The organism is Halomonas sp. FeN2, from assembly GCF_020595105.1.
In the GTDB taxonomy this organism is placed as follows: Bacteria; Pseudomonadota; Gammaproteobacteria; order Pseudomonadales; family Halomonadaceae; genus Vreelandella; species Vreelandella neptunia.
In genome coordinates this window covers 3,617,438-3,638,040 of sequence record NZ_CP074200.1, presented here as the reverse complement: position 1 = coordinate 3,638,040, position 20,603 = coordinate 3,617,438, and the positions used below count along the sequence as shown (strand labels likewise).

Sequence of the window (20,603 nt, the reverse complement as noted above, 5' to 3'; positions counted from 1 at the left end):
AGGCTTTGCTAATTAGCGAGCCTTGCGCAATAGAACTAGCGTGGCGATCACGCTAACCAGTAGCGCAAGGCCAAATAGCGTTAACGCCAAGGTATGCCCTACGGCATCAATAAGTACCCCAGTAGTGATGACCGGGATGCTAAAGCCCAGATAGGCCATCAGGAAATAGCCCGCGCTGGCTTGGGTGGCTTGTTGGCTAGCCGAGCCGTCCGCAATCGCCAACACGCCGCTTAATCCCCCCAGGTAGATAAACCCATAGCAAGCGCTACTGGCTGCTACCGTGCCCAGCAGTACCGCCGCAAGATAACCTTGAACCGCTCCCCAGGCGATCAACCCGTAGGCAATCGGCAAAATCACCAGACCCAGTCGAGTAGCGCTGCGCGGCGCAAGTCTTCTCGCCCAGGGCTGAAACAGCACCCCGCAGCTGCAGATACCGAAGGTGGCGAAGCCACTCCAGGCGGATAAACCGTGTTGGCTTAATGCAGAAGGCAGGATGGCTATCACTAGCCCCACCATCGCCCAGGCCAACAAAATCGCCAGCCCATAGGAGAGAGCCCCTTTAGGATAGCTGGGCAAACGCAGCATAGGACTTTTAGTGGGATTCGGAGTGCGATCCTTAAGTGTGGTGACCACCACCAGCGCCAGCGAAGCGATCGCGAGATAAATCCACAGGCTGGGTGGCGATACGCTTGGGGTGTGGAAAACAAACAGGCTCGTCACCGCGGCCCCTAGCCCAAACCCGAGTGCGGTACTGGCCGTTACGTAGTTGGTCGCCACACGGTTATCCTCACCACCCAACAGCAACTGCATATAAGCGGGAGCTACCGCAGACGTTAACCCCGTGCTGATACCCAGCAGAAATCGAGCAATGCCCAGCGCCAGCAAACCGGGCGCTATCAGGGTAATCCCTGTCGCCAAGAGACATAACAACAGCGCAGTCATAATTAATGGCTTGCGCCCTACCCGATCGGCCAAGCCATTTAACCCCAGCAGCACCGGTATAATGCCCACCACATAGCAGGCAAAAGCGATGCTAGTGGCACCAACGCCTAAACCATCCCGCGCCGCCAGCGCATCGTAAAGTGGGGCCTGTAAATTAACCGCCGTGGTAATCGTACATAGCGCAAACGCCAGGCAGGCTGCGCTCCTTTTATTGATAGCGCGATTGGCAGTGCGGCTCATAGCTAAGTCCTAAATAAGTAAGTCATTGAACCGCTAAGCTCGCACGCTTACCGCTCAGCGGTAAGGTACACTTAACCTCCACTTTCCAGACACTGTTCCGCCTTTTTAGGGAACAGTTGAAAGCCATAGGCCACGTTATGAAACTAGAGGTTAATCGGCACGCCACGACGCCCATCGCCCAGCAGCTCGAAGCAGGCATTCGCGCTTGGATTACCGCGCACGGTGCAGGCGGTGGCCGTCGCTTACCCTCTATTCGTCGCTTAGCCGCCACCCACCACATCAGCCGTAATGCGGTGATTGAAGCTTACGAACGGCTTGTCGCTTCTGGCTTAGTGCGCTCACGACCCGGTTCGGGTTTTTATGTGGCGGATAACGCAGCAGCACTGGTATCACAACCCGAAGCTACGAGCGGATTGGAAGAGGTCACCAACGGGCTATGGGGGCTTTTCAGTGCCAATGAGCACACGCTCAAGCTGGGCTGCGGCTGGCTGCCCAGCGACTGGCGAGAAGGCGATGACCTCACTCACGCCATTCGCCAAGTGGCGCGTAAAAGCCGTTCGGGGATTTTCGAGTACAGCACACCTCAAGGGCCGCAGGATTTACGCGGTTTAATCCAGGAACGCCTGCGCCCACTGGCGATTACTGCGGACGCCCAGCAGATCGTGATGACCGGAGGCGGCAGCCATTCGCTGGATCTGCTGGTGCGGATGCTGCTAGAGCCTGGCGATGTGGTCTTCGTGGAATCACCGGGCTATTACAATCTGTTCGGCCTGCTGCACTTACAGCGAATACGCGTGATTGGCGTGCCGCGATTAGCCGATGGGCCTGATATCGAGCGCTTGGAGGTGTTGTTGGCCCAGCACCGCCCAAAGCTGTTCTACATCAACAGCGTTTTTCACAACCCCACGGGCAGCACGCTCATCCCGGCAGTAGCGCATCGAGTGTTACAGCTCGCCGAGCAACACGATTTTCAGATTATTGAAGACGATATCTACGCGGATTTTCAGCACACTCCCACCACCCGCTTGGCAGCGTTAGATGGATTGAGCCGGGTATTCTACCTGGGTAGCTTTTCGAAGAGCCTCTCCTCTTCACTGCGAGTAGGCTTTGTCGCCGCGCCCATGGCTTGGGTACAGCGCTTTGTGGACATCAAGATGTTAACCAGCATCTCAGCTTCGCGGTTTGCTGAGCAGGTCGTCACCACCCTGCTGCAAAACGGCAGCTACCGAAAGCTTACCGAACGGCTGCGCATTAAGCTCGCCAATCAAATGGCAATAGCGCTAACGATGCTGAAAAATGCCGGTTGGGAGGTGTATACCCAACCGGCTGGCGGGATGTTTGTGTGGTCGAAACCACCGGTGGCCATTACTCCTGAAACCCTCAGTGAACTGGCTAACCGGTGGGAAATCACGCTATCGCCGGGGCATCTGTTTTTTGCCGATCACCAGCCAACGCCCTGGCTCCGGCTCAACGTCGCCTATATACAAGACCCAAGGGCGAAAGCGTTTATTGAAGCAGCGAGTTAATCCCCTACCCTTCTTTTGCCTCTTTCACTGGCCACACATCAGCATCTACCAGCTCGGGGCGTTTAAGAATGGCCGGATCAAATATCGGCTCTTTAATACCGTCGCGGCGCTGACGCTCATAATCTTTCAGCACGGCTACGGCAATTGGCCCCATGATCAAAATGGCAAAAAGGTTAGTAGTTGCCATTAGCCCCATGGCCAGGTCAGCAAAGTCCCATACCACGCTCAGTTCAGCGACGGAACCCAGCAGCACCATGGCGATAATAATCACCTTGAATACGCTTACCGCCTTTGCGGCGTGACGACGAAATAGAAATTCGATATTCACCGATGAGAACGAGAAGTTGGCCAAAATGGAGGTGAACGCAAAAAACAGAATCGCCAAGGCGATAAATATTTCCCCAAAGCCACCTAGATGGTCGACCATGGCATCCTGAGTAAGCTGAATACCTTCGATGCTGTCTCCAGGAGACTCCGACATTAGTCGCTCGTAAACGCCGGAGAGCAGAATCACCACCGCCGTGCAGCTACAGATAACGATGGTATCGACAAATACCCCAAAGGATTGCACCAGCCCCTGGGCTGCTGGGTGTTTGACCGTTGCTTGGGCCGCCGCATTAGGCGTTGACCCCATGCCCGCCTCATTGGAAAACAGACCGCGCTTGACGCCATTTTCCATCGCCGCTTTAATCGCGTAGCCCGCAGCGCCCCCCACCGCAGGGCCAAGGCCAAAGGCGCTCATCACTATCAGCGAGAGCATATCGGGCACTGCTGGCAGATTGGTCAACAGGATCCATAGCGCAACGAGCAGATACGCAATCGCCATTGCCGGGACGATCTTCTCGGCGGTGCGCGCCACCGATTTGAGGCCGCCATAAATAACCGCGCCTGCCAGGATGGCAATCACCACGCCGGTAATCCAATTGGGTATGCCAAAGGCGCCGTTCATACCTTGAGCGATGGTATTGGACTGGGCGGCGTTAAACGCTAAGCCGTAAGCAATGATCAGAAATACCGCGAACAGCGCACCGAGCCAGCGCCACCCCAGGCAGCGTTCGATGTAGTAGGCTGGCCCGCCACGAAATACGCCATCTTCATTGCGATGCTTATAGACCTGGGCCAGGGTTGATTCGATAAACGCCGTGGCGAAACCCAGTAGCGCAGTGACCCACATCCAGAAAATTGCCCCCGGTCCGCCAATCCATAGCGCCAGCGCCACACCGGCTAGATTACCGGTGCCGACCCGTGCCGCCATGGAGGTGGCAAATGCCTGAAAGCCGCTAATGCCATCCCCGGCACCGCGGGCAGTGAACGTCACATAAGCCATATGCCTGAACATACGGAACTGCATGCCCCGAGTCATAATGGTAAACAGCAGGCCAGCGCCTAGCAGCAGATAGACAAGAATATAGCTCCAGATAAAGTTACTGACCGGCATCATGATGGCATAAAGACCATCGCGAAGGGGGGCAATGAGTAGTTCAAGGGTCTCCATGGGCATGCTCTCCAATTGGTTTCTTGTTTACACGTGAGTATTTGCCCTGACCCGACGTGCTAAGTTGGCTCCCTAAGGGTTAGAACCCTGCCAACCAGTCTAGACAGTTTTTGAATTAGCCCCCAAGCAAAGGCGAAAAATCGGCATTAAGCAAGCAGACCGAAATAGCTCATTAACCCAATCACCACACTGAACGTCACAAAAGACGCAAGGGTAGCGGCCATTAAGGCGCCTGCGGCAACGTCTGCCATACCATAACGAAAACCTAACAGCGGATAGATACTCGCCATAGGCGCAGCAGCAAACAAAATTGCACCCACGAGAAGCAGTGGATCTGACGTAGGCAAAAGTAAAAAAGCCAGCACAATGGCCAATGGATGGACAATAAGCTTACCCACCACGATTTGACTGACATCCATGATCACGCCGCGCACGCGAAGGCCGTAGATCGCGCCCCCGATGACAAACAACGCTGCGGGGCCCGCTGCGTTCGCCACCATATCAATCGCCTTGGTGGCTGGGCCCGGCAAGCTTATCCCCGACATAGCGATCAAGACTCCGATGAAAATGGCCATCAAGACAGGATTTTTTATCAGCCTGCTAGCCGTTTGCTTAAGTGTACTAGACAGACCACCACCCGACTGTCGCCCCATCTCCGCCAGTATCAACGCACCAGGTATGATCAGCAGGTTCTCAATAATCATACTTAAGGTCATAAAGGTGACTGCTGGCGGCCCCAACACCATCGCTGCGACAGGATAGCCGGTGAAGGCGCTATTGGAGGCCGACATCCCAAGGGCAAACATAGCCCCGTTTTGCAGGGATTTTTTCTGGATAAAAACGGCTAGCCATAAGGCCAGTGAGAAGATGATCACCGACCCTAATCCATAGGCCAATAAATAATCTACGTTAAAGACCTCCTCGAGCGGATTTTGTGTCAGGGCGCGAATCACTAGGGCAGGTAGCGCAAAGTACATTACGAAGCTGCCGACACCCTGCATCTGCTCTCGGCTAACGATCCTCAAGCGCATAGCCACAAAGCCCATACCAATAATTAAAAAGATCGGCGTAGTGATGGCTAATATTTCAAGCATGGAAGTTCCCTCTCACCTACGATCCCATCGGCAGACTCAACAGCAGACTAAAAAAACACGCTCCACGACGGTGGCTCACGGTTTTGGTACCGCTATGGGTATTGTTGTACCGCTATGATTATGTGATAAGTGCGCTAAGCTCGTCATAAAGTGCTTTGGGGAAAGTAATGCCATTAACCCGGCTTCTCTCCCTCGCTTCAAAGCGGCGCTGGGAAGGCAAGCGCGCACCTTGGCCCAGAATACCCTCGAAAAGGACTTCAGCATGCTCGAGGTGACTCGCTGCGTCCTTACCTAGAAAAACCTCAGGCGATATCGCGATAATTAGCTCGCCATGAAACGGCTTACCAGTTTTCTCAGCATTCGCGGCCTGGGTTTCATGGCCAAGCAGGTCGCCAATCAGCGGGCCCGCCAGCAGTTCCACCATGGTAGAAAGCGCAGAGCCTTTATAGCTGCCAAAGGGCAGCATAGCGCCAGCGAGTGCTGCCACTGGGTCAGTCGTTGAGTTCCCCTCTTTATCAATCGCCCATCCTTCGGGAATCGATTTACCCGCCCGCCGATGTAGTTCTATCTCGCCACGGGCGACCACGCTGGTGGCAAAATCAAACGTATAGGGCGTATTCCCTGGGCGTGGCCAAGAGAAAGCGATGGGGTTGGTACCAAAAAGGGGCGAAGTACCGCCCGCCGGGGCCACAAAAGCGTGGCTGGGTGTCATCGCTAACGCCACCAGTCCCTCTGCTGAAAGCGCTTCGACTTCGGGCCACAGCGCTGAAAAGTGGAAGCTGTTATTAATCGCAAGCGCCGCAATCCCACTGCGTTTAGCTTTCTCGATCAAATGCGGCTTACCCATTTCAAACGACAGCAGCGAGCAGCCCTTATTCGCATTAACTTTGACCACACTTGCGGCCTGGTCAGTGATGGTCGGCTCGGCTTGGGTATCAACACCGCCGTTCAATGCGGTTTGGACACATCCAATCAGCCGGTATAAACCGTGGGAGTGGCACTCATCACGCTGTGCCGCCATGACGCTGCGCGTAATCGCGTCGGCGTGGGGCTGGCTAAAACCATTATGGGTGAGCACTTGGTTACTCAGCGCTGCGGCTTCTTGTAGAGAAATAGTAATATCATCACTCATTAAATTACCTTCCCAACTCTCGTTATTACTTGTATTTAAAAGACGTATTTAAAAACGAACTAAAAAAAGCAGGCAATCAATGCCTGCTTTTGAACCGCAATAGTGGCAGTTATCTTTTAAACTTCGCGTTTGCCGTCAACTAACCGCGATACCTTCAGCGGGTTGCCCTCTTTAAGCGCCTCGGGCAACAAGCCTTCAGGCAGGGACTGGTAACAGACCGGCCGTAAGAAGCGGTGAATAGCCGCCGAACCGACAGAGGTCGTGCGCGAATCAGACGTAGCCGGGAACGGTCCACCGTGTACCATGGCATGACACACCTCGACACCCGTGGGCCACCCATTGGCGAGGATACGTCCTGCTTTACGCTCAAGCGTTGGCATCAGCGCTTTAGCGGCATTCAGGTCGGCGTCGTCCATATGCAGCGTTGCAGTGAGCTGGCCTTCAAGTTGCTCAGCAACACGTTTTACTTCCGCCGCATCTTCGCACTCGACAATCAGCGAGGTAGCCCCGAACACTTCTGCTTGCAGCGCTTCAGAAGCAAGGAAATCGCTCGCTGAGGCAGCAAACAGGCCTGTCTGGCACTGATAGTCGCTGCCGGTTTGGCCTCGAGCAATTTCACGCACTTTACCTGCGCCGCTCAAGCTGGTCACACCCTCTTGATAGGCCTTGTGAATACCCGGCGTTAGCATGGTCTGCGCGCCGCTGGCTTCTACTGCACCACGTGCCGCCTCAATGAAGGCATTCAACTCCGGGCCTTTTACCGCAATAACCAGACCGGGGTTGGTGCAGAACTGGCCTGCGCCCATATTGAGTGAGCCGACAAAGGCTTCGCCCAGCTCTTTACCGCGCGCTTTCAGCGCTGCTGGTAGCACGAAGACTGGGTTAATGCTGCTCATCTCGGCGTAAACCGGGATCGGCTGAGGCCGAGCTTGCGCAGTTTTCATCAGCGCCATACCGCCACTGCGCGAACCGGTGAAACCAACCGCTTGAATACGCGGATCATCGACCAGCGCCTGGCCAATTTCGTTACCGGCACCAAATAGCAGCGAGAAAACGCCTTCGGGTAACTGGCAGGCTTTTACGGCTTTTTGAATCGCCTTGCCGACAAGCTCGGAGGTGCCTGGGTGCGCAGAGTGGCCTTTTACCACTACCGGGCAGCCAGCAGCCAGGGCTGAAGCGGTATCACCACCCGCTACCGAAAATGCTAGCGGGAAGTTACTGGCACCAAAAACAGCCACGGGGCCTAGGGCAATATGGCGCTGTCGTAAGTCGGCACGTGGCAAAGGCTGGCGATCAGGCATGGCTGGGTCGATGCGAACATCAAGCCACTCCCCGGCACGCACTACTGAAGCGAATAAGCGCAGTTGCCCGCAGGTTCGGCCCCGCTCGCCCTCAATGCGTGCTTGAGGCAGGCCCGTTTCGGCCATGGCGCGTTCAATCAGTTCACCGCCGATGGCTTCTATTTCACTGGCGATGGTTTCAAGAAACGTAGCGCGCTCTTCGGGCGACGTTTCGCGATAGGTAACATAGGCCTCTTCAGCCAGTTCGCAGGCTTGCTCAACGTGCACACGACTGCCGCCGATATAAATGGGCTCTAGCTTTTCGCCGGTAGCAGGGTTAACCGCTTGAATGTTGGCTTGAGTACCGGTCACTGATTGTTGACCAATCAGCATTTCGCCTCGCATTGTCATACGTCGCTCCTCATATAGTCAGTGATATCACTGGTCGCAATATCACTTGTCACGTTGCTACGGCCCGCGATGCTACTTTTCAAGATACTGGGCATAGGTGTTACGTGCCCGGTTAAGGTGCTGAAACATCGTTTCACGGGCAGCCTGCGCATCGCGGGAAAGAATAGCTTCGAGAATATAGCTGTGCTCTTCCTGAACCCGCTCTAAATAGCGTTCAGAAGAGACCGGGTTAATATCAATACTCAGCAGCTTTGCACGGGGAATCACACTCTGGCTCCACTGCTTGTAAAATGACTGGAAAAAGGGATTTTTGGTCGCCGTGGCAATCGCAAAGTGAAACAAATAGTCCTCTTCGCGAGCTTGAGTTTTTGCAGTATAAGCATTGCTAAAGGCAAGGTGCTGCGCCTCAAGCCGCTGACGGTCTTCATCATCATAGCGTGAGGCAGCCAGTTCAGCCGCCGCTGGTTCTAAGGTTAGCCGCAGTTCCAGCAGGTGCAAGATGTCTTCCACGGTAGTGGGATTTATGCGCTCTGCAGGCCGCGCCTCTACCGTGGAAGAGCGCAGTACCGAGGTGCCTACACCTCGTCGGGTCTCAACCAGCCCTAGGGATTTAAGATGCGTAATCGCCTCTCGGATCACCGTGCGGCTAACGCCAAAGGCGTCACACAGGCTGTTCTCAGTGGGCAATTTCTCTCCCACCTCGACTTTCCCCTGAGTAATCAACGCTTCCAATTGGTCAGCCACGTGCACGGACAAGCTTCCCTGCTGCGTTACTTTACTTACTTGAAGCGGTTTTAGGGCAGATGCCGTTGCGCTAGGTTTGGCCATGAAAGCTATCCTTCGTTAAAGTCTAAGTTGTATTATATCGTACAACTTAGCTCTTTTAAGTACCATCAAACGTCGTCAGGGTGGCCTGATTTGGTGAACTTACCACCCTGGTAACGCACGGCTAAATCATTGCCATCAATATCACGATCCAACTGCTCGGTCTCTTCCCGCCAAGGCTCTGAGCTGTCTTTAGGTACCCAGCCTAAGAAGCTGGCATGGGAATTATCCCACCACTTTTCAGCATTATCCGACGCACCGTAGATAACCGTATACCCTAAGCGCGGTGTTACAAAAGCACGCTGCAATAGACTGACAAAATCCTCCAGACTCAGCCAAGTGGCCATCATGCGGGTATCGGCTGGCTTATCGAAGCAGGAGCCAATTCTAACGCTCAGGGTCTCTACCCCAAATTTGTCGTGATACAGACTAGCGAGGTTTTCACCAAAGCATTTTGACACGCCATACAATGAGTCAGGCTTCTGCACTACCTGATTGTCTATAAGTTGATTACGCTCATAAAAACCGATGGTGTGGTTGGAACTAGCAAACACTATCCGCGGCTTACCCTGTTTTCGGGCCGCTTCATAAAGGTGATAAGTCCCCATGATATTGGCCTGCAAAATTGACTCCCAGGGGCTCTCTACCGACATCCCACCAAGGTGCACGATACCGTCGCAATCGCGCACTAGATCAGCAACGGCTTGCATATCACTAAGATCAGCTTGAACTAATTCCTCGCCTTCGCCTGCGGTGCCTAAATCGGCAATATCGGAGAGCCGAACATGCTTGGCGAGTTTAGATAGATGAGGCCGCAGGCTTTTGCCCAGACCTCCAGCCGCGCCGGTAACTAAGATTCGATTTAACATATAAACTCCTTACTATCTTGTAAAAGTCTTAAAATGACGAGCTGTATTAGAAGCCGTACAACGAGGCAGGGTTATCAACTAAAACCTTTTGACGGGTGCTCTCGTCTGCCCAATGCAGCAATACATCAAGCTGTTCGGTATCGTCAGGATACTGCTCTCTGGGTACCCCAACATGCGGCCAATTTGAACCCCAAATCACCCGTTCAGGAGCGTGCTGGATAAGTCGCTTGGCGATGGGGCCGACATCGCCATATTCAGGGCCGCCGTTTAGGCTAGTTTCATAACCACCGCAAATTTTTATCCATGCATTACCGTGATCCAGCAGGCTGAGTATTTGATCAACGCGGGGATCATCAGCGGCCACAGGTGGCATAAACTTGCCAATATGATCGATGATGTAATCGGTTTTAATAGCTTTCAACGCGGCCATGTAATCGTCTATCTCACGCCCATTAAACTGCACCATTAAGTGCCAGCCGAACGCACGTATACGCTCCTCAACCGCAGCCATCCCAGCTATTCCCACGGCGCCACCGGGTAGCTGCATAATCCTGGCGCCACGAGCGCCTTGAGAGTGCATTGCTTCGATCTCTGATTCAGAGGCATCCGGCGATACCGCCACAATCGCCCTGGCGCTATCCTGTCCGATTTCCGCCACGCCTTGTAAAATCGCGCGATTATCAAACTGGTAGGCATTGGGTTGAGTCACCACTACACGCTCTAGCGAGAGCCACTTTTGAAGGGCTTGGTAATCGGCAACCGTTGCCAGTTCAGGAATTTTGGGGCCGCCTGGCTGCGCTTCATAACCGGGTAGGTACAAGTGAACGTGGCAATCGGTTGCCCCTGCGGGTGCCTTCAAGCGTGGTGGCGTACCTGTTAATGGACGTGTATTAGCGGGGATAGACAACGTTATTTCTCCCTAAGGGCATAGGTGGATAGCGCATCGCGGTTAATTTCAATTCCCAACCCCGGGCCATCAGGAATCGTCATCACGCCCTGGTTATGTTCGAGGGGCGTTTGAACAATAGCCTGTCGGAAGGGGTTCTCGGTGCGGTCGAATTCCATAATGGGCTCGATAGGCTTGCGGCGCGGCGGGTTGGGCGGCAGCGCCGCCATAAACTGTAAGCTGGCTGCCAAACATACCGCGGTACCCCATACGTGGGGCACCAAACGCACGCCGTGCATGGCCGCCATATCGGCTACCCGGCGCATTTCGCTAAAACCACCCACACCACAAATATCCGGTTGCACAATATCTACCGCGCGACGGGTCAACGGCTCCTGCATGGCATAGCGACCGTGCCAGTTTTCACCGCTGGCGACAGGAATCGGTTGACCGGCGCGGACGGCTTCGTAGGTAGAAATTTGCTCTGGCAACACAGGTTCTTCGAACCAGTCGATACCAAACGGCGCGGCGCGATGACCTACCTCAATCGCCTCCAGGTAGTCGTAACCGTGATTGGCGTCAATCATCATACGCATATCGGGGCCGATGGCATCACGTACGGCGGCAATCACTTCCAGATCTTCCTCGATATCGAAACCGATTTTGATCTTAACGGCGTGAAAGCCTTCACGGCGATAGCCTGCCACTTCGGCGGCGATACCGGTTACCCGGTCAACGCCTGCCCGGGCGAACGAACCGGTTGCGTAAGCACGCACACTCTCGCGAAAACGCCCGCCTAGCAGCGTTGAGATCGGCACGCCAAAGTGCTTGCCTTTGATATCCCACAGAGCAATATCAATGCCGCTCAAAGCAGTCACGGTTAAGCCGCGCTGGCCTTGGTCGCGCAAACGGTTATAAAGCGTTAACCACACTTTTTCCGTTTGCAGCGGATCTTCACCGACTAGCGATTGCGCGTAGACCTCGACAATCGCTGCATTAGGCTTAGCCGGCCCTAAGCACTCGCCCCAGCCGATGGTGCCATCATCGCAGACGATTTCGACCAGACAGTGTTGGCGACGCGAAAAGTGCATTGAGGCACTCTCAAACGCCGTCTCAAGTTGGTAATCGAGAATGTGGGTATTTACGGCGACGACTTTCATAATTGAAGTATCCTTTTTGCGGCTTTATTCAAAGCACCCTTATTGGAAAAAGCCAGGCAGCGTTAAAGAGATAGCGGGGACATAAGTCACCAGCATCAAGGCCGCAAACAGCGCTAAGAAGAACGGCCAGATCGTGCGCACCGCCTCCTCGATTTTAATTTTGCCAATCACACAGCCGACAAACAGACAGGCACCTACGGGTGGTGTACATAGCCCTAGCCCAAGGTTCATCATCAAAATAATACCGAACTGGATCGGATCCATGCCGAACTGCATGGCTACGGGCAGAAAAATAGGCGTACAAATAAGAATTAACGCCGCCATGTCCATAATCATGCCTAAAATCAACAGGATGATATTAAGCATAAGGAAAATAACCAGCGGCTTATCGGAAATAGCCATCAGGCCCGTCGTCAGCATTTCCGGAACATTGTAGAGCGCCAACAGGTAAGAGAATGCCGATGCACATCCGACTAAAATCATCACCAATGAGGTGGTTTTAACCGACTGAACAACAGCGGCTTTGAAAGAGGCCCAGGTCAATTCACGATAAACCAGACCGGTCACTACAATAGCGTAGATAGCCCCGAAGGCACCGGATTCTGTCACGGTCAGAATGCCCGAAAGCACCCCGCCGACGATAATCACTGCGGTCATCAGGCCAGGCAAGGAGGCGAAAAAACTGACCATCAACGCATACCAGCCAGGGAAAGCTTCACCCTTATAACCACGCTTCACTGCTACAATATATGCCGCAACGGCTAAGCTAAGGCACATCAAAATGCCAGGAACAATACCGGCAATAAACAGTTGGGTAACGGAAATACCCCCGCCCGCCGCGACTGCGTAAAGAATCATGTTGTGACTAGGGGGGATCACCACACCCGCGATCGATGAGGTTACGGTCACGTTGACGGCATAGTCAGCGTCATAACCTTTCTCTTTCATCACCGGGATTAGGATAGAACCTAACGCCGATGTGTCCGCCACTGCCGAACCGGAGATTCCCCCGAACAGCATGGAAGAGCTGATGTTGACCATGCCCAAACCGCCACGCACCTTGCCTACCATCGCTGAAGCCAAGCGTACAAGGCGAGTGGAGATACCGCCGTGCATCATTAACTCACCGGCAAAGATAAAGAAGGGAATCGCAAGCAGTGAAAAAACGGAAATACCGGATAGGATACGTTGAAAGGCAACAAATAGCGGCAAACCTTCATAAAGGAAGGTAACAACGGCGGCCAATCCGACAGCAAAAGCAACCGGCGCGCCGACTATAAGGCCTAAGAAAAAGATCCCGAAAAGAATAATCAGACCCATCGTTTATACCCTCTTGTCTTTTCGAGACATTAAGCGCTGCGCTATATCAGCGGCTGCAAAAAGCATGATCAACACACCACAAATTACCAGGGGAGCCGCCCGCCAACTCTCCGAGAGACCTATCATGGGAATAGCTCTTTCCAAGTTTGACATCACTAAGATCCAGCCTTGGAAGGCCATAAAACCACCAAAAGATAGGATAAAAAGATCAGAAAGGTGGTGCATTAATCCGCGCAATGGGCCAGCGAAGCTTTCACGGATAAAGTCAATATTTAAATGGCTATGGTGCCTGACCCCTGCCGCTGCGCCTAAACAGGTGATATAAACAACCAGTACTAACGAGGCTTGCTCAACCCAAGTAGGGGTATTGTTAAGCACGTACCGGCCGAAAACTAACCACCCAAATATTAAAATCAGGGTGACTAATAATATCCCCGCAACAAGAATACATAAGCTGGCAACACCATCTAAGATTCGATTCAGCGAGCCGCTTTCTTCCGCGTCTTCCTTATCGACCTGCGATTCAAGTTCGATACTCACGGCACATTTCCTTTTCAACTTCCGGCAGCGATTAGCTGCCGGAAGCGTGTGGGTTACAAATATTACTCGGTGGCGCGAATTTCCTCGATCAGCTCACCCGTACCTGGATTATTAGCGATGAACTCTTCATACATAGGTTCCATAAGCTCCTGGAAGGCGGCTTTATCGTCTACTTCGTTAATTTCGACGCCGTAATCGAGAACGATCTGACGGCTCTCTTCAGAGCTTTCCACCCATAGTTCACGCTGACGTTTGGAAGCTTCTTCGGCTACTTCACGTACAATTTCCTGGTCTTCTTGTGAGAGTTCTTCCCAGCTGGATTTAGCCACACATAAGCACTCTGGGATAATCAAGTGCTCTGTTAACGAGTAGTAACCCGTTGTTTCATAATGGTTGCTTGACTCAAAAGAAGGGTAGTTGTTTTCAGCGCCATCAAGTACGCCGGTGGTTAAGCTTTGATACACCTCGCCATAAGACATCGGCGTGGCATTACCCCCCATGGCGGCGATCATATCGACGTAAAGATCGTTATTCATTACCCGGATCTTTAAGCCTTCAACATCTTCAGGGGTTCTGATGGGGCGTTGGGTGTTATAAATGCTGCGTGCGCCTGAATCGAACCACGAAAGCACCACCAAACCTTTATCTTCTAAAGCATCGGCAAAGCGCTCGCCAATTTCGCCGTCCATTACCGTATGCATGTGTTCAACGTCATTGAACAGGAAGGGTAACGAGAACACGTTGGTTTCTGGCACAATGGGCCCCATCGGCCCCATGTTAAAATTGGCAAAGTCCAGCGCCCCATTACGGGTCTGCTCAATGGCGTCTGACTGATCACCCAGCACTGCGTTGTTATAAACGCGTGGCTCAACGCGCCCTTCCGTTTGCTCCGCCACAGCGTCAGCAAACTCTTCTAACGCCACCGTATTAGGATAGCCGTCAGGATGGATGTTCCAACCACGCCAGTTATCTGCTTGAGCAGGCAGTGCAAAGGCGATGAGTGCCATTACGCTAGCGGTGGGCAGCAATGCTTTTACAGAGCTGGTTTTTAAAGAGCGGATTTTCATGGCGCTGTCGCTCATGCAATTATTGTGTGTGCGCATGTCTAACGTCCTCTTATTATTGGTAATAGTTAGTAGTGGATTAATACTTCTTTGCTACATCGATAAGAGCTTCAAGCTGCTTGCACTCATCACTGTTAGGCATTGCCAGCGGCGCGCGGACACTACCTGCAGGCCTACCTACGATTTCAGCACCTGCTTTGATGAGGCTTACGGCATAGCCTGCTTTTCGATCCCTGAGATCCACGAAAGGAATAAAGAAGTCATTGGTGATCTGTTTCACGACCTCTTTATTTCCTTTGCGTAACTCCTTGTAAAACGTTACGGCCATTTCCGGTACGAAGTTGAAAACGGCAGAAGAGTATGTGTTCACCCCAATGGAAACGTAAGCTTCAGCAAAAATCTCTGCCGTGGGCACGCCGCCGATGTAAACCAATCGGTCGCCAACGGTTTTGACGATTTTGTTGAGTGCCTGGATATCGCCCTTGCCATCTTTTAGCCCCACCAAGTTAGAGCAGTGGTCGGCGAGTTGCTGAACCGATGAGGCATTCAAAATGCCATTGCCGCGGTTGTAATAAATCACATTGATTGAGGTGGCATCACAGATTTGGCGGGCATACTCAACCAAGCCATCCTGGGGGCATTCGGTGAGGTAAGGTGGCATCAACAGAATGCCATCGGCGCCCGCCTCTTCAGCCGCTTTTGCAAAGGCTTTGCCTGTTTCCACGCTTAAGCCAGCACTGGCGATCACCGGCAAACGTCCGTCAATCACCTCGACCGCCACGCGAACAATTTCGCGATATTCCTCTAGCGAAAGACTGAAAAACTCTCCCGTACCGCCCGCGACAAAGACCGCGGAAATCTCGTGGCTAATGAACCATTCTAGCCGCTTGCGATAGCTCGCCTCATCAAAACGGCCCTGGCTATCGAAGTCTGTGATGGGGAACGATAGCAAGCCATCGCCAATGGCATTGGTTACTGCTTCTCTTGAAAACGTCACGTTGCGCCCTCTTTGTGAATGCGTTGACCATTGAGTGAGCAGACATCAGCCGGCCAACATCCTATGTAATACATCATACAACTAGAAAGATAAGTATCGGCGAAGCATGGCGCAAGCAGAACTATCAAAATGTAAACCAAAGTAGCAGTATCAAGCTAATAAGCAACAATCAGCTTAAGACTAAAGTTTATAGCTATTAAATCGAGACCTATTGTTAATTCTCCTACCTGCTATCAGTCAAAACACATGCTAGCAGCAGGTAGGTTTTGGATAGAGTGCTATTAAAACGCCTCAGCCAATCGAAATTAGTAGATGCACGATGAAAGATTAGCGAACCAGAGCAGGCCTTTTCGGATCGAACTCCCACCCAGGAATCAAAAATTGCATCGCCATGGCGTCATTTCGCTGTGTGGTATCCAACGACTTGTAAAGGTTGTGTGCCTCCATGAGCTTGTCTTCATCCAATTCAACGCCTAGCCCTGGCGTGGTGGGCACTTTGAGTTTGCCATCGCGAATGAGCAAAGGGTTCTTAGTGATTCGCTGTCCATCTTGCCAGATCCAGTGCGTATCGATTGCGGTAATATCGCCCGGGCAGGCAGCGGCAACGTGGGTCATCATCGCTAGCGAAATATCAAAGTGGTTGTTGCTGTGAGAGCCCCAGGTCATGCCCCACTCGTTGCAAAGCTCACCCACTTTTACCGCGCCTTGCATGGTCCAGAAATGACAGTCTGCCAAAGGTATATCAACGGAATTGAGCTGGACGGCGTACTGCAGCTGTTTAAAATCTGTCGCGATCATATTGGTAGCCGTAGGCAGGCCGGTGCGCTTCTTAAACTCAGCCATGGTCTCGCGTCCTGAGTAGCTCTCTTCCTGGCCACAGGGGTCTTCGGCGTAGCTAAGCAGGTGCTTGATCGGCTCCAGTACTCGCACCGCCTCATCGAGCGTCCAGGCACCGTTAGGATCAAGCGTTAGTCGTGCCTCCGGGAACGCTTCATGGAGCGCCCGTATGCAATCAGCCTCCTCATCCCCACGTAATACACCGCCCTTGAGCTTGAAGTCTTTAAACCCATAACGCTCATAGGCGGCTTTAGCTAAATTAGCCACCGCTTCGGGTGTCAAGGCCTCTTGGTAGCGGATTTCGTCCCAGGCATCTTGAGGGTTCTGCGCTTGAGGGTACGGTAGGTCTGTCTTGCCAGGATCCCCCAATAAAAACAGGTAGCCCAACGCCTCGACTTCATCGCGTTGACGGCCATATTGACCGAGCAAGTCGGCTACGGGCATGTGTAGTGCCTGCCCATAGAGGTCTAACAGCGCGGACTCAATGCCTGTGATCACGTGAACAGCGACACGCAGATCAAACGTCTGTCGGCCTCGTTCTTCGCGTCCGTTTTGGGCTAAACGCAGGCGAACCTGATTGAGGGTGTGCTTAATATTATTGATCTGCGAGCCTTCTACCAGCTCACGGCACTGTTCCAGTCCTTTAAGAATACCGCCGCTGGAAGGAATCTCACCAACGCCCTGGTTACCCGCATCATCTTCAAGGATAACCACACAGCGAATAAACCAGGGTGCATGACCGCCGCTGAGGTTCAGCAAAAAGCCGTCGTAACCAGCGACGGGAACCACTTTCATTGATTTAATCTTCGGAAACATATGTCGTAAACCTCTATTATTATTGACCCAAGTTGAAAAATTATTTTAAGGAATTAAGTCACTGGCGCAGGATTAAACAACACCAAGTCGTTATGAATACCTAGCCGATCGGCGGCAGCCTGTTGGCGCCCGCTGGCCACCTCAAGAATCAGGTGGAAAAGCTCCCAGCCCACCTCTTCAATGCTGGCATCGCCTGTGGCAATGCGGCCTGCATCCAGGTCGATAATGTCGTGCCAGCGTTTTCCCAGCGTGGAGTTAGAGGAGACCTTGAGCACAGGCACCATGGCCAGGCCATATGGTGTCCCACGCCCAGTGGTAAACACTTGTAAGTTCATACCTGCCGCTAACTGAAGCGTGCCGCAAATAAAATCGCTGGCCGGAGTGGCAGCAAAGGTCAGGCCCTTCCGGCGCAGCCGTTCACCGGGGCCAATAACATCAACAATGGGTGAGTTGCCCGACTTAATCACCGACCCCAGCGCCTTCTCAACCACATTGCTGAGCCCGCCTTTCTTGTTGCCTGGGGAGGGGTTGGCGCTACGATCCGCCTGCCCTTGAGACAGGTAGTCGTCGTACCAGGCCATCTGCTCGATCAACGCCCTGCCCACCTGCTCATCAATTGCCCTGGGCGTCAGCAGATGGATGGCGTCTCGCACCTCGGTGACCTCCGAAAACATCACGCTGCCACCCGCCCGTACGATCAAATCGGTCGCAAAGCCCACCGCAGGGTTAGCCGTTACTCCGGAAAAAGCATCGCTACCGCCACACTGCATACCGACCACTAGCTCGGACGCCGGGCAGGTTTCGCGCTGACGTCGATTGAGTCGCTCAAGATGGCGTTCGGCCATGGCCAGAATACCCTCGACCATCTCACCGAAGCCTTGAAAGGAGTCATCCTGAAGGCTCAGCACGTTGGCTTCTGGGTCGGCCGCCTGGGTGTTTTCGTAAACTCTTACTGGCCGGTCAGTCAGCAGTGTCGAGGGTTGCAACTTTTCACAACCCAGCCCGATCACCATTATCTCGTTGCCGAAGTTTGGATTCAGGGCGATGTTTTTAAGCGTTCGAATCGGCACAATCGCCGCAGGTGCATTAATGGCAACGCCACAGCCATAAGAGTGATTAAGCCCCACAACATCGTCGACGTTGGGGAAGCGCGGCAGCAGCTCGCGTTTGATGCGCTGTACTACATAATCGACAGTACCGGCAACACACTGAACGCTGGTGGTGATACCCAAGACGTTCTTGGTACCCACGCTGCCATCCGGATTGCGGAAGCCTTCAAAGGTGTACCCTTCCAGAGGCTCCATCGCGGGGATCTCACGTGTGGCCAAGGGTAACTCACCCAGCGCCGGTGCCGTGGGAAGGCGAACATTCGTCTCGTTCACGTGACTGCCACAGGCAATGGCCGTTAACGCCTGACCAATGATCTCGCCATAACGAACAACCTGAGCCCCTTCAGCGATGTCCTCTAGCGCCACCTTGTGGCCTTGCGGAATAGGCATCGTGGTGGTGATGCTGCCCTCAATGACGGTGCCTTCAGCGAGGCCGCCCTGCTCGACCACAATGGCAACGTTATCGCTGGGGTGTACGCGAATCACACGCGTATTAGTCGTTATCTGTGTCATGACCCTTTCCTGAGGCTGTGTGTGTACTGCCAGTCACCTGGGTCAGCTCCATTTTTTGTCTGGCGCGAGACTTAACCCCCATAACGATCGCAAACATTATCGAGGCTGCAATCAATCCCCACAGCACCATGGCAATGGGGCTTTTGGTGAAAAAGATCGAGTAAGTGCCAAACGATTCCAGACTCTTGACGAAGTAGACCTCGGCCTGGCTCCCCAAGATGAAACCAATAATGAGCGGAGCCACTTCCAGACCAATCTTCTGCACCAGATAGCCTAAAACACCGAAAATCAGCAGCGTCCAAACATCAAACATGATTCCGTAGTTGATGGCATAGGCACCCACTACACACATCATCACAATGATGGGAAACAGGATGTGCTTGGGAACCATCACCACTTTGGCGATGTACTTAATGGCATAAAACATTAAGAAGAACATCACGATGTTGGCGAACACCAGGGCAGTCATCATGACGTACCAAGTGTCGGTATTCTCAGGAATAAATAGCGGCCCTACCTGGATGCCCTGCAGCGTGAATGCACCGATCAACACAGCCGTAGTTGAGTCACCGGGGATACCCAGCGACAGCAGTGGGATCAATGCACCGCCGGTCAAGGCATTGTTGGCTGACTCCGAGGCAATAAGTCCCTGGGGTGCCCCTTTACCCATTTGCGATGAATCCCGCGTTAAGTTTTTTTCTTGGGTATAAGCCAGCACGGAAGCGGCGCTGCCACCGACCCCAGGCAGCATGCCGACGAAGGTGCCGATAAAGGATGAGCGCACCAGATTGGTCACACGTCCTCTAAAGATCGAAAGCGAAAAGCCACCTCCTTTGCTGATCTTTATGCGTTCGCTGACCAGCCCACTCTTTGCGCCCTTTTCCGCTTCAAGCAAAATGGTGGAAATACCAAAGACCCCTATCAACACCGGCAATAGCGAAAACCCTTCAAATAAGTAGGGTTCCATGAAATCGAACATCAGTCGGGTCTTGCCATTGCCACCATCCGAGATACTGTAGTCACCGATCAGGCTCAGCCAGATGCCGATGACGCCGCTAAAGATGCCAATCAGCATGCTGCTGGAGAGCGAAGCAATGACACTTAACGCTAACAAAATGATCAAAAACTTCTCCACATAGGAGAACTTGATCGAGAAATCGGCCAATAGTGGCGCAAACAGGAAGAGTATAGCGGCGCTGATAAGCCCCCCGACGACGGATGCGATAACGCATATCTTCAACGCTTTCTCACCCTCGCCCTTTTGGGCCATCGGGTAGCCATCAAAGGTAGTGGTGATTGAAGACGGTGTGCCGGGAATATTGAGCAGCACCGCCGGCACCATTCCACCGGAAATCCCCCCTACATAAAGCCCCAGCAACAGCGCCAGGCCATGGTGTAATCCAAGGGCATAGGTGAGCGGCAGGCAAACAGCCACCGCCATGGTGGCGGTCATACCGGGTATAGCGCCGAAGATGATGCCTATCAGAGCACCGAACCCGGCGAGTAAAAAAAACGTTATATCGAGAAGTGAGAGAAATTCCATGGTG

17 protein-coding genes are annotated in these 20,603 nt (G+C 53.1%); 1 reads left to right on the top strand and 16 read right to left on the bottom strand.

All coding sequences use genetic code 11. From position 1 onward, the window contains the following. Positions 1 to 12 precede the first annotated feature (12 nt). Entirely contained in the window at positions 13 to 1,182 is a 1,170-nt protein-coding gene (locus KF947_RS16715; protein ID WP_227404543.1) for an MFS transporter, read from the bottom strand. Positions 1,183 to 1,319: 137 nt separating this feature from the next. Between KF947_RS16715 and KF947_RS16710 the strand changes: the two genes are divergently transcribed. Beyond that, positions 1,320 to 2,708 (top strand): PLP-dependent aminotransferase family protein, encoded by a 1,389-nt coding sequence (locus KF947_RS16710; protein WP_227404542.1) that lies wholly within the window; start codon positions 1,320 to 1,322, stop codon positions 2,706 to 2,708. 4 nt (positions 2,709 to 2,712) lie between these two features. Here KF947_RS16710 and KF947_RS16705 read toward each other — a convergent pair whose 3' ends face one another. From KF947_RS16705 to KF947_RS16635, 15 genes are all read right to left on the bottom strand, one after another. Continuing rightward, positions 2,713 to 4,203, bottom strand: coding sequence for an alanine/glycine:cation symporter family protein (locus KF947_RS16705; protein WP_133731350.1), 1,491 nt, complete (start codon positions 4,201 to 4,203; stop codon positions 2,713 to 2,715). Positions 4,204 to 4,349: 146 nt separating this feature from the next. Beyond that, entirely contained in the window at positions 4,350 to 5,297 is a 948-nt protein-coding gene (locus KF947_RS16700) for an AEC family transporter (protein WP_227404541.1), read from the bottom strand. 118 nt (positions 5,298 to 5,415) lie between these two features. Further along, complete coding sequence (locus KF947_RS16695) at positions 5,416 to 6,429, bottom strand: Ldh family oxidoreductase (RefSeq protein ID WP_227404540.1); 1,014 nt, start codon at positions 6,427 to 6,429, stop codon at positions 5,416 to 5,418. A gap of 116 nt (positions 6,430 to 6,545) precedes the next feature. Further along, positions 6,546 to 8,120 carry an aldehyde dehydrogenase (NADP(+)) gene (locus KF947_RS16690; protein ID WP_227404539.1) on the bottom strand — a complete coding sequence of 525 codons (1,575 nt, stop codon included), beginning with the start codon at positions 8,118 to 8,120 and terminating at the stop codon, positions 6,546 to 6,548. Between the two features lie 72 nt (positions 8,121 to 8,192). Further along, positions 8,193 to 8,948 (bottom strand): FadR/GntR family transcriptional regulator, encoded by a 756-nt coding sequence (locus KF947_RS16685; RefSeq protein WP_227404538.1) that lies wholly within the window; start codon positions 8,946 to 8,948, stop codon positions 8,193 to 8,195. Positions 8,949 to 9,013: 65 nt separating this feature from the next. Beyond that, positions 9,014 to 9,814, bottom strand: a complete 801-nt coding sequence (locus KF947_RS16680) for an NAD-dependent epimerase/dehydratase family protein (RefSeq protein WP_227404537.1) — start codon at positions 9,812 to 9,814, stop codon at positions 9,014 to 9,016. 46 nt (positions 9,815 to 9,860) lie between these two features. Then, positions 9,861 to 10,721 (bottom strand): amidohydrolase family protein, encoded by an 861-nt coding sequence (locus KF947_RS16675; RefSeq protein ID WP_227404536.1) that lies wholly within the window; start codon positions 10,719 to 10,721, stop codon positions 9,861 to 9,863. Positions 10,722 to 10,723: 2 nt separating this feature from the next. After that, positions 10,724 to 11,860: a mandelate racemase/muconate lactonizing enzyme family protein gene (locus KF947_RS16670; RefSeq protein ID WP_227404535.1), complete on the bottom strand. Its 1,137-nt coding sequence runs from the start codon at positions 11,858 to 11,860 to the stop codon at positions 10,724 to 10,726. A 39-nt stretch (positions 11,861 to 11,899) separates the two neighbouring features. Continuing rightward, positions 11,900 to 13,180 carry a TRAP transporter large permease gene (locus KF947_RS16665; RefSeq protein ID WP_227404534.1) on the bottom strand — a complete coding sequence of 427 codons (1,281 nt, stop codon included), beginning with the start codon at positions 13,178 to 13,180 and terminating at the stop codon, positions 11,900 to 11,902. 3 nt (positions 13,181 to 13,183) lie between these two features. Next, on the bottom strand, positions 13,184 to 13,720 hold the full coding sequence (locus KF947_RS16660; RefSeq protein ID WP_227404533.1) for a TRAP transporter small permease: 537 nt from the start codon (positions 13,718 to 13,720) through the stop codon (positions 13,184 to 13,186). Between the two features lie 62 nt (positions 13,721 to 13,782). Continuing rightward, a complete protein-coding gene (locus KF947_RS16655) occupies positions 13,783 to 14,823 on the bottom strand; it encodes a TRAP transporter substrate-binding protein (protein WP_227404532.1) in 1,041 nt (346 codons plus the stop codon). 40 nt (positions 14,824 to 14,863) lie between these two features. After that, a complete protein-coding gene (gene kdgD, locus KF947_RS16650) occupies positions 14,864 to 15,781 on the bottom strand; it encodes a 5-dehydro-4-deoxyglucarate dehydratase (RefSeq protein WP_227404531.1) in 918 nt (305 codons plus the stop codon). Positions 15,782 to 16,108: 327 nt separating this feature from the next. Next, positions 16,109 to 17,434, bottom strand: coding sequence for a glucarate dehydratase family protein (locus tag KF947_RS16645; protein WP_227404530.1), 1,326 nt, complete (start codon positions 17,432 to 17,434; stop codon positions 16,109 to 16,111). Between the two features lie 53 nt (positions 17,435 to 17,487). Next, positions 17,488 to 19,056, bottom strand: a complete 1,569-nt coding sequence (gene garD, locus KF947_RS16640; protein ID WP_133732928.1) for a galactarate dehydratase — start codon at positions 19,054 to 19,056, stop codon at positions 17,488 to 17,490. Then, positions 19,037 to 20,599 carry a tripartite tricarboxylate transporter permease gene (locus KF947_RS16635; protein ID WP_133732929.1) on the bottom strand — a complete coding sequence of 521 codons (1,563 nt, stop codon included), beginning with the start codon at positions 20,597 to 20,599 and terminating at the stop codon, positions 19,037 to 19,039. Before KF947_RS16635 ends, garD begins: the two co-directional genes overlap by 20 nt. Positions 20,600 to 20,603 lie beyond the last annotated feature (4 nt).

What these genes read in the sequence shown, in the direction of transcription:
- KF947_RS16670 (WP_227404535.1), bottom strand. Translation starts at nt 11,860, where the DNA reads ATGAAAGTCGTCGCCGTAAATACCCACATTCTCGATTACCAACTTGAG.
- KF947_RS16710 (WP_227404542.1), top strand. Translation starts at nt 1,320, where the DNA reads ATGAAACTAGAGGTTAATCGGCACGCCACGACGCCCATCGCCCAGCAG.
- KF947_RS16655 (WP_227404532.1), bottom strand. Translation starts at nt 14,823, where the DNA reads ATGCGCACACACAATAATTGCATGAGCGACAGCGCCATGAAAATCCGC.
- KF947_RS16705 (WP_133731350.1), bottom strand. Translation starts at nt 4,203, where the DNA reads ATGGAGACCCTTGAACTACTCATTGCCCCCCTTCGCGATGGTCTTTAT.
- KF947_RS16685 (WP_227404538.1), bottom strand. Translation starts at nt 8,948, where the DNA reads ATGGCCAAACCTAGCGCAACGGCATCTGCCCTAAAACCGCTTCAAGTA.
- KF947_RS16680 (WP_227404537.1), bottom strand. Translation starts at nt 9,814, where the DNA reads ATGTTAAATCGAATCTTAGTTACCGGCGCGGCTGGAGGTCTGGGCAAA.
- KF947_RS16715 (WP_227404543.1), bottom strand. Translation starts at nt 1,182, where the DNA reads ATGAGCCGCACTGCCAATCGCGCTATCAATAAAAGGAGCGCAGCCTGC.
- KF947_RS16645 (WP_227404530.1), bottom strand. Translation starts at nt 17,434, where the DNA reads ATGTTTCCGAAGATTAAATCAATGAAAGTGGTTCCCGTCGCTGGTTAC.
- KF947_RS16635 (WP_133732929.1), bottom strand. Translation starts at nt 20,599, where the DNA reads ATGGAATTTCTCTCACTTCTCGATATAACGTTTTTTTTACTCGCCGGG.
- KF947_RS16695 (WP_227404540.1), bottom strand. Translation starts at nt 6,429, where the DNA reads ATGAGTGATGATATTACTATTTCTCTACAAGAAGCCGCAGCGCTGAGT.
- KF947_RS16665 (WP_227404534.1), bottom strand. Translation starts at nt 13,180, where the DNA reads ATGGGTCTGATTATTCTTTTCGGGATCTTTTTCTTAGGCCTTATAGTC.
- KF947_RS16690 (WP_227404539.1), bottom strand. Translation starts at nt 8,120, where the DNA reads ATGACAATGCGAGGCGAAATGCTGATTGGTCAACAATCAGTGACCGGT.
- KF947_RS16700 (WP_227404541.1), bottom strand. Translation starts at nt 5,297, where the DNA reads ATGCTTGAAATATTAGCCATCACTACGCCGATCTTTTTAATTATTGGT.
- garD (WP_133732928.1), bottom strand. Translation starts at nt 19,056, where the DNA reads ATGACACAGATAACGACTAATACGCGTGTGATTCGCGTACACCCCAGC.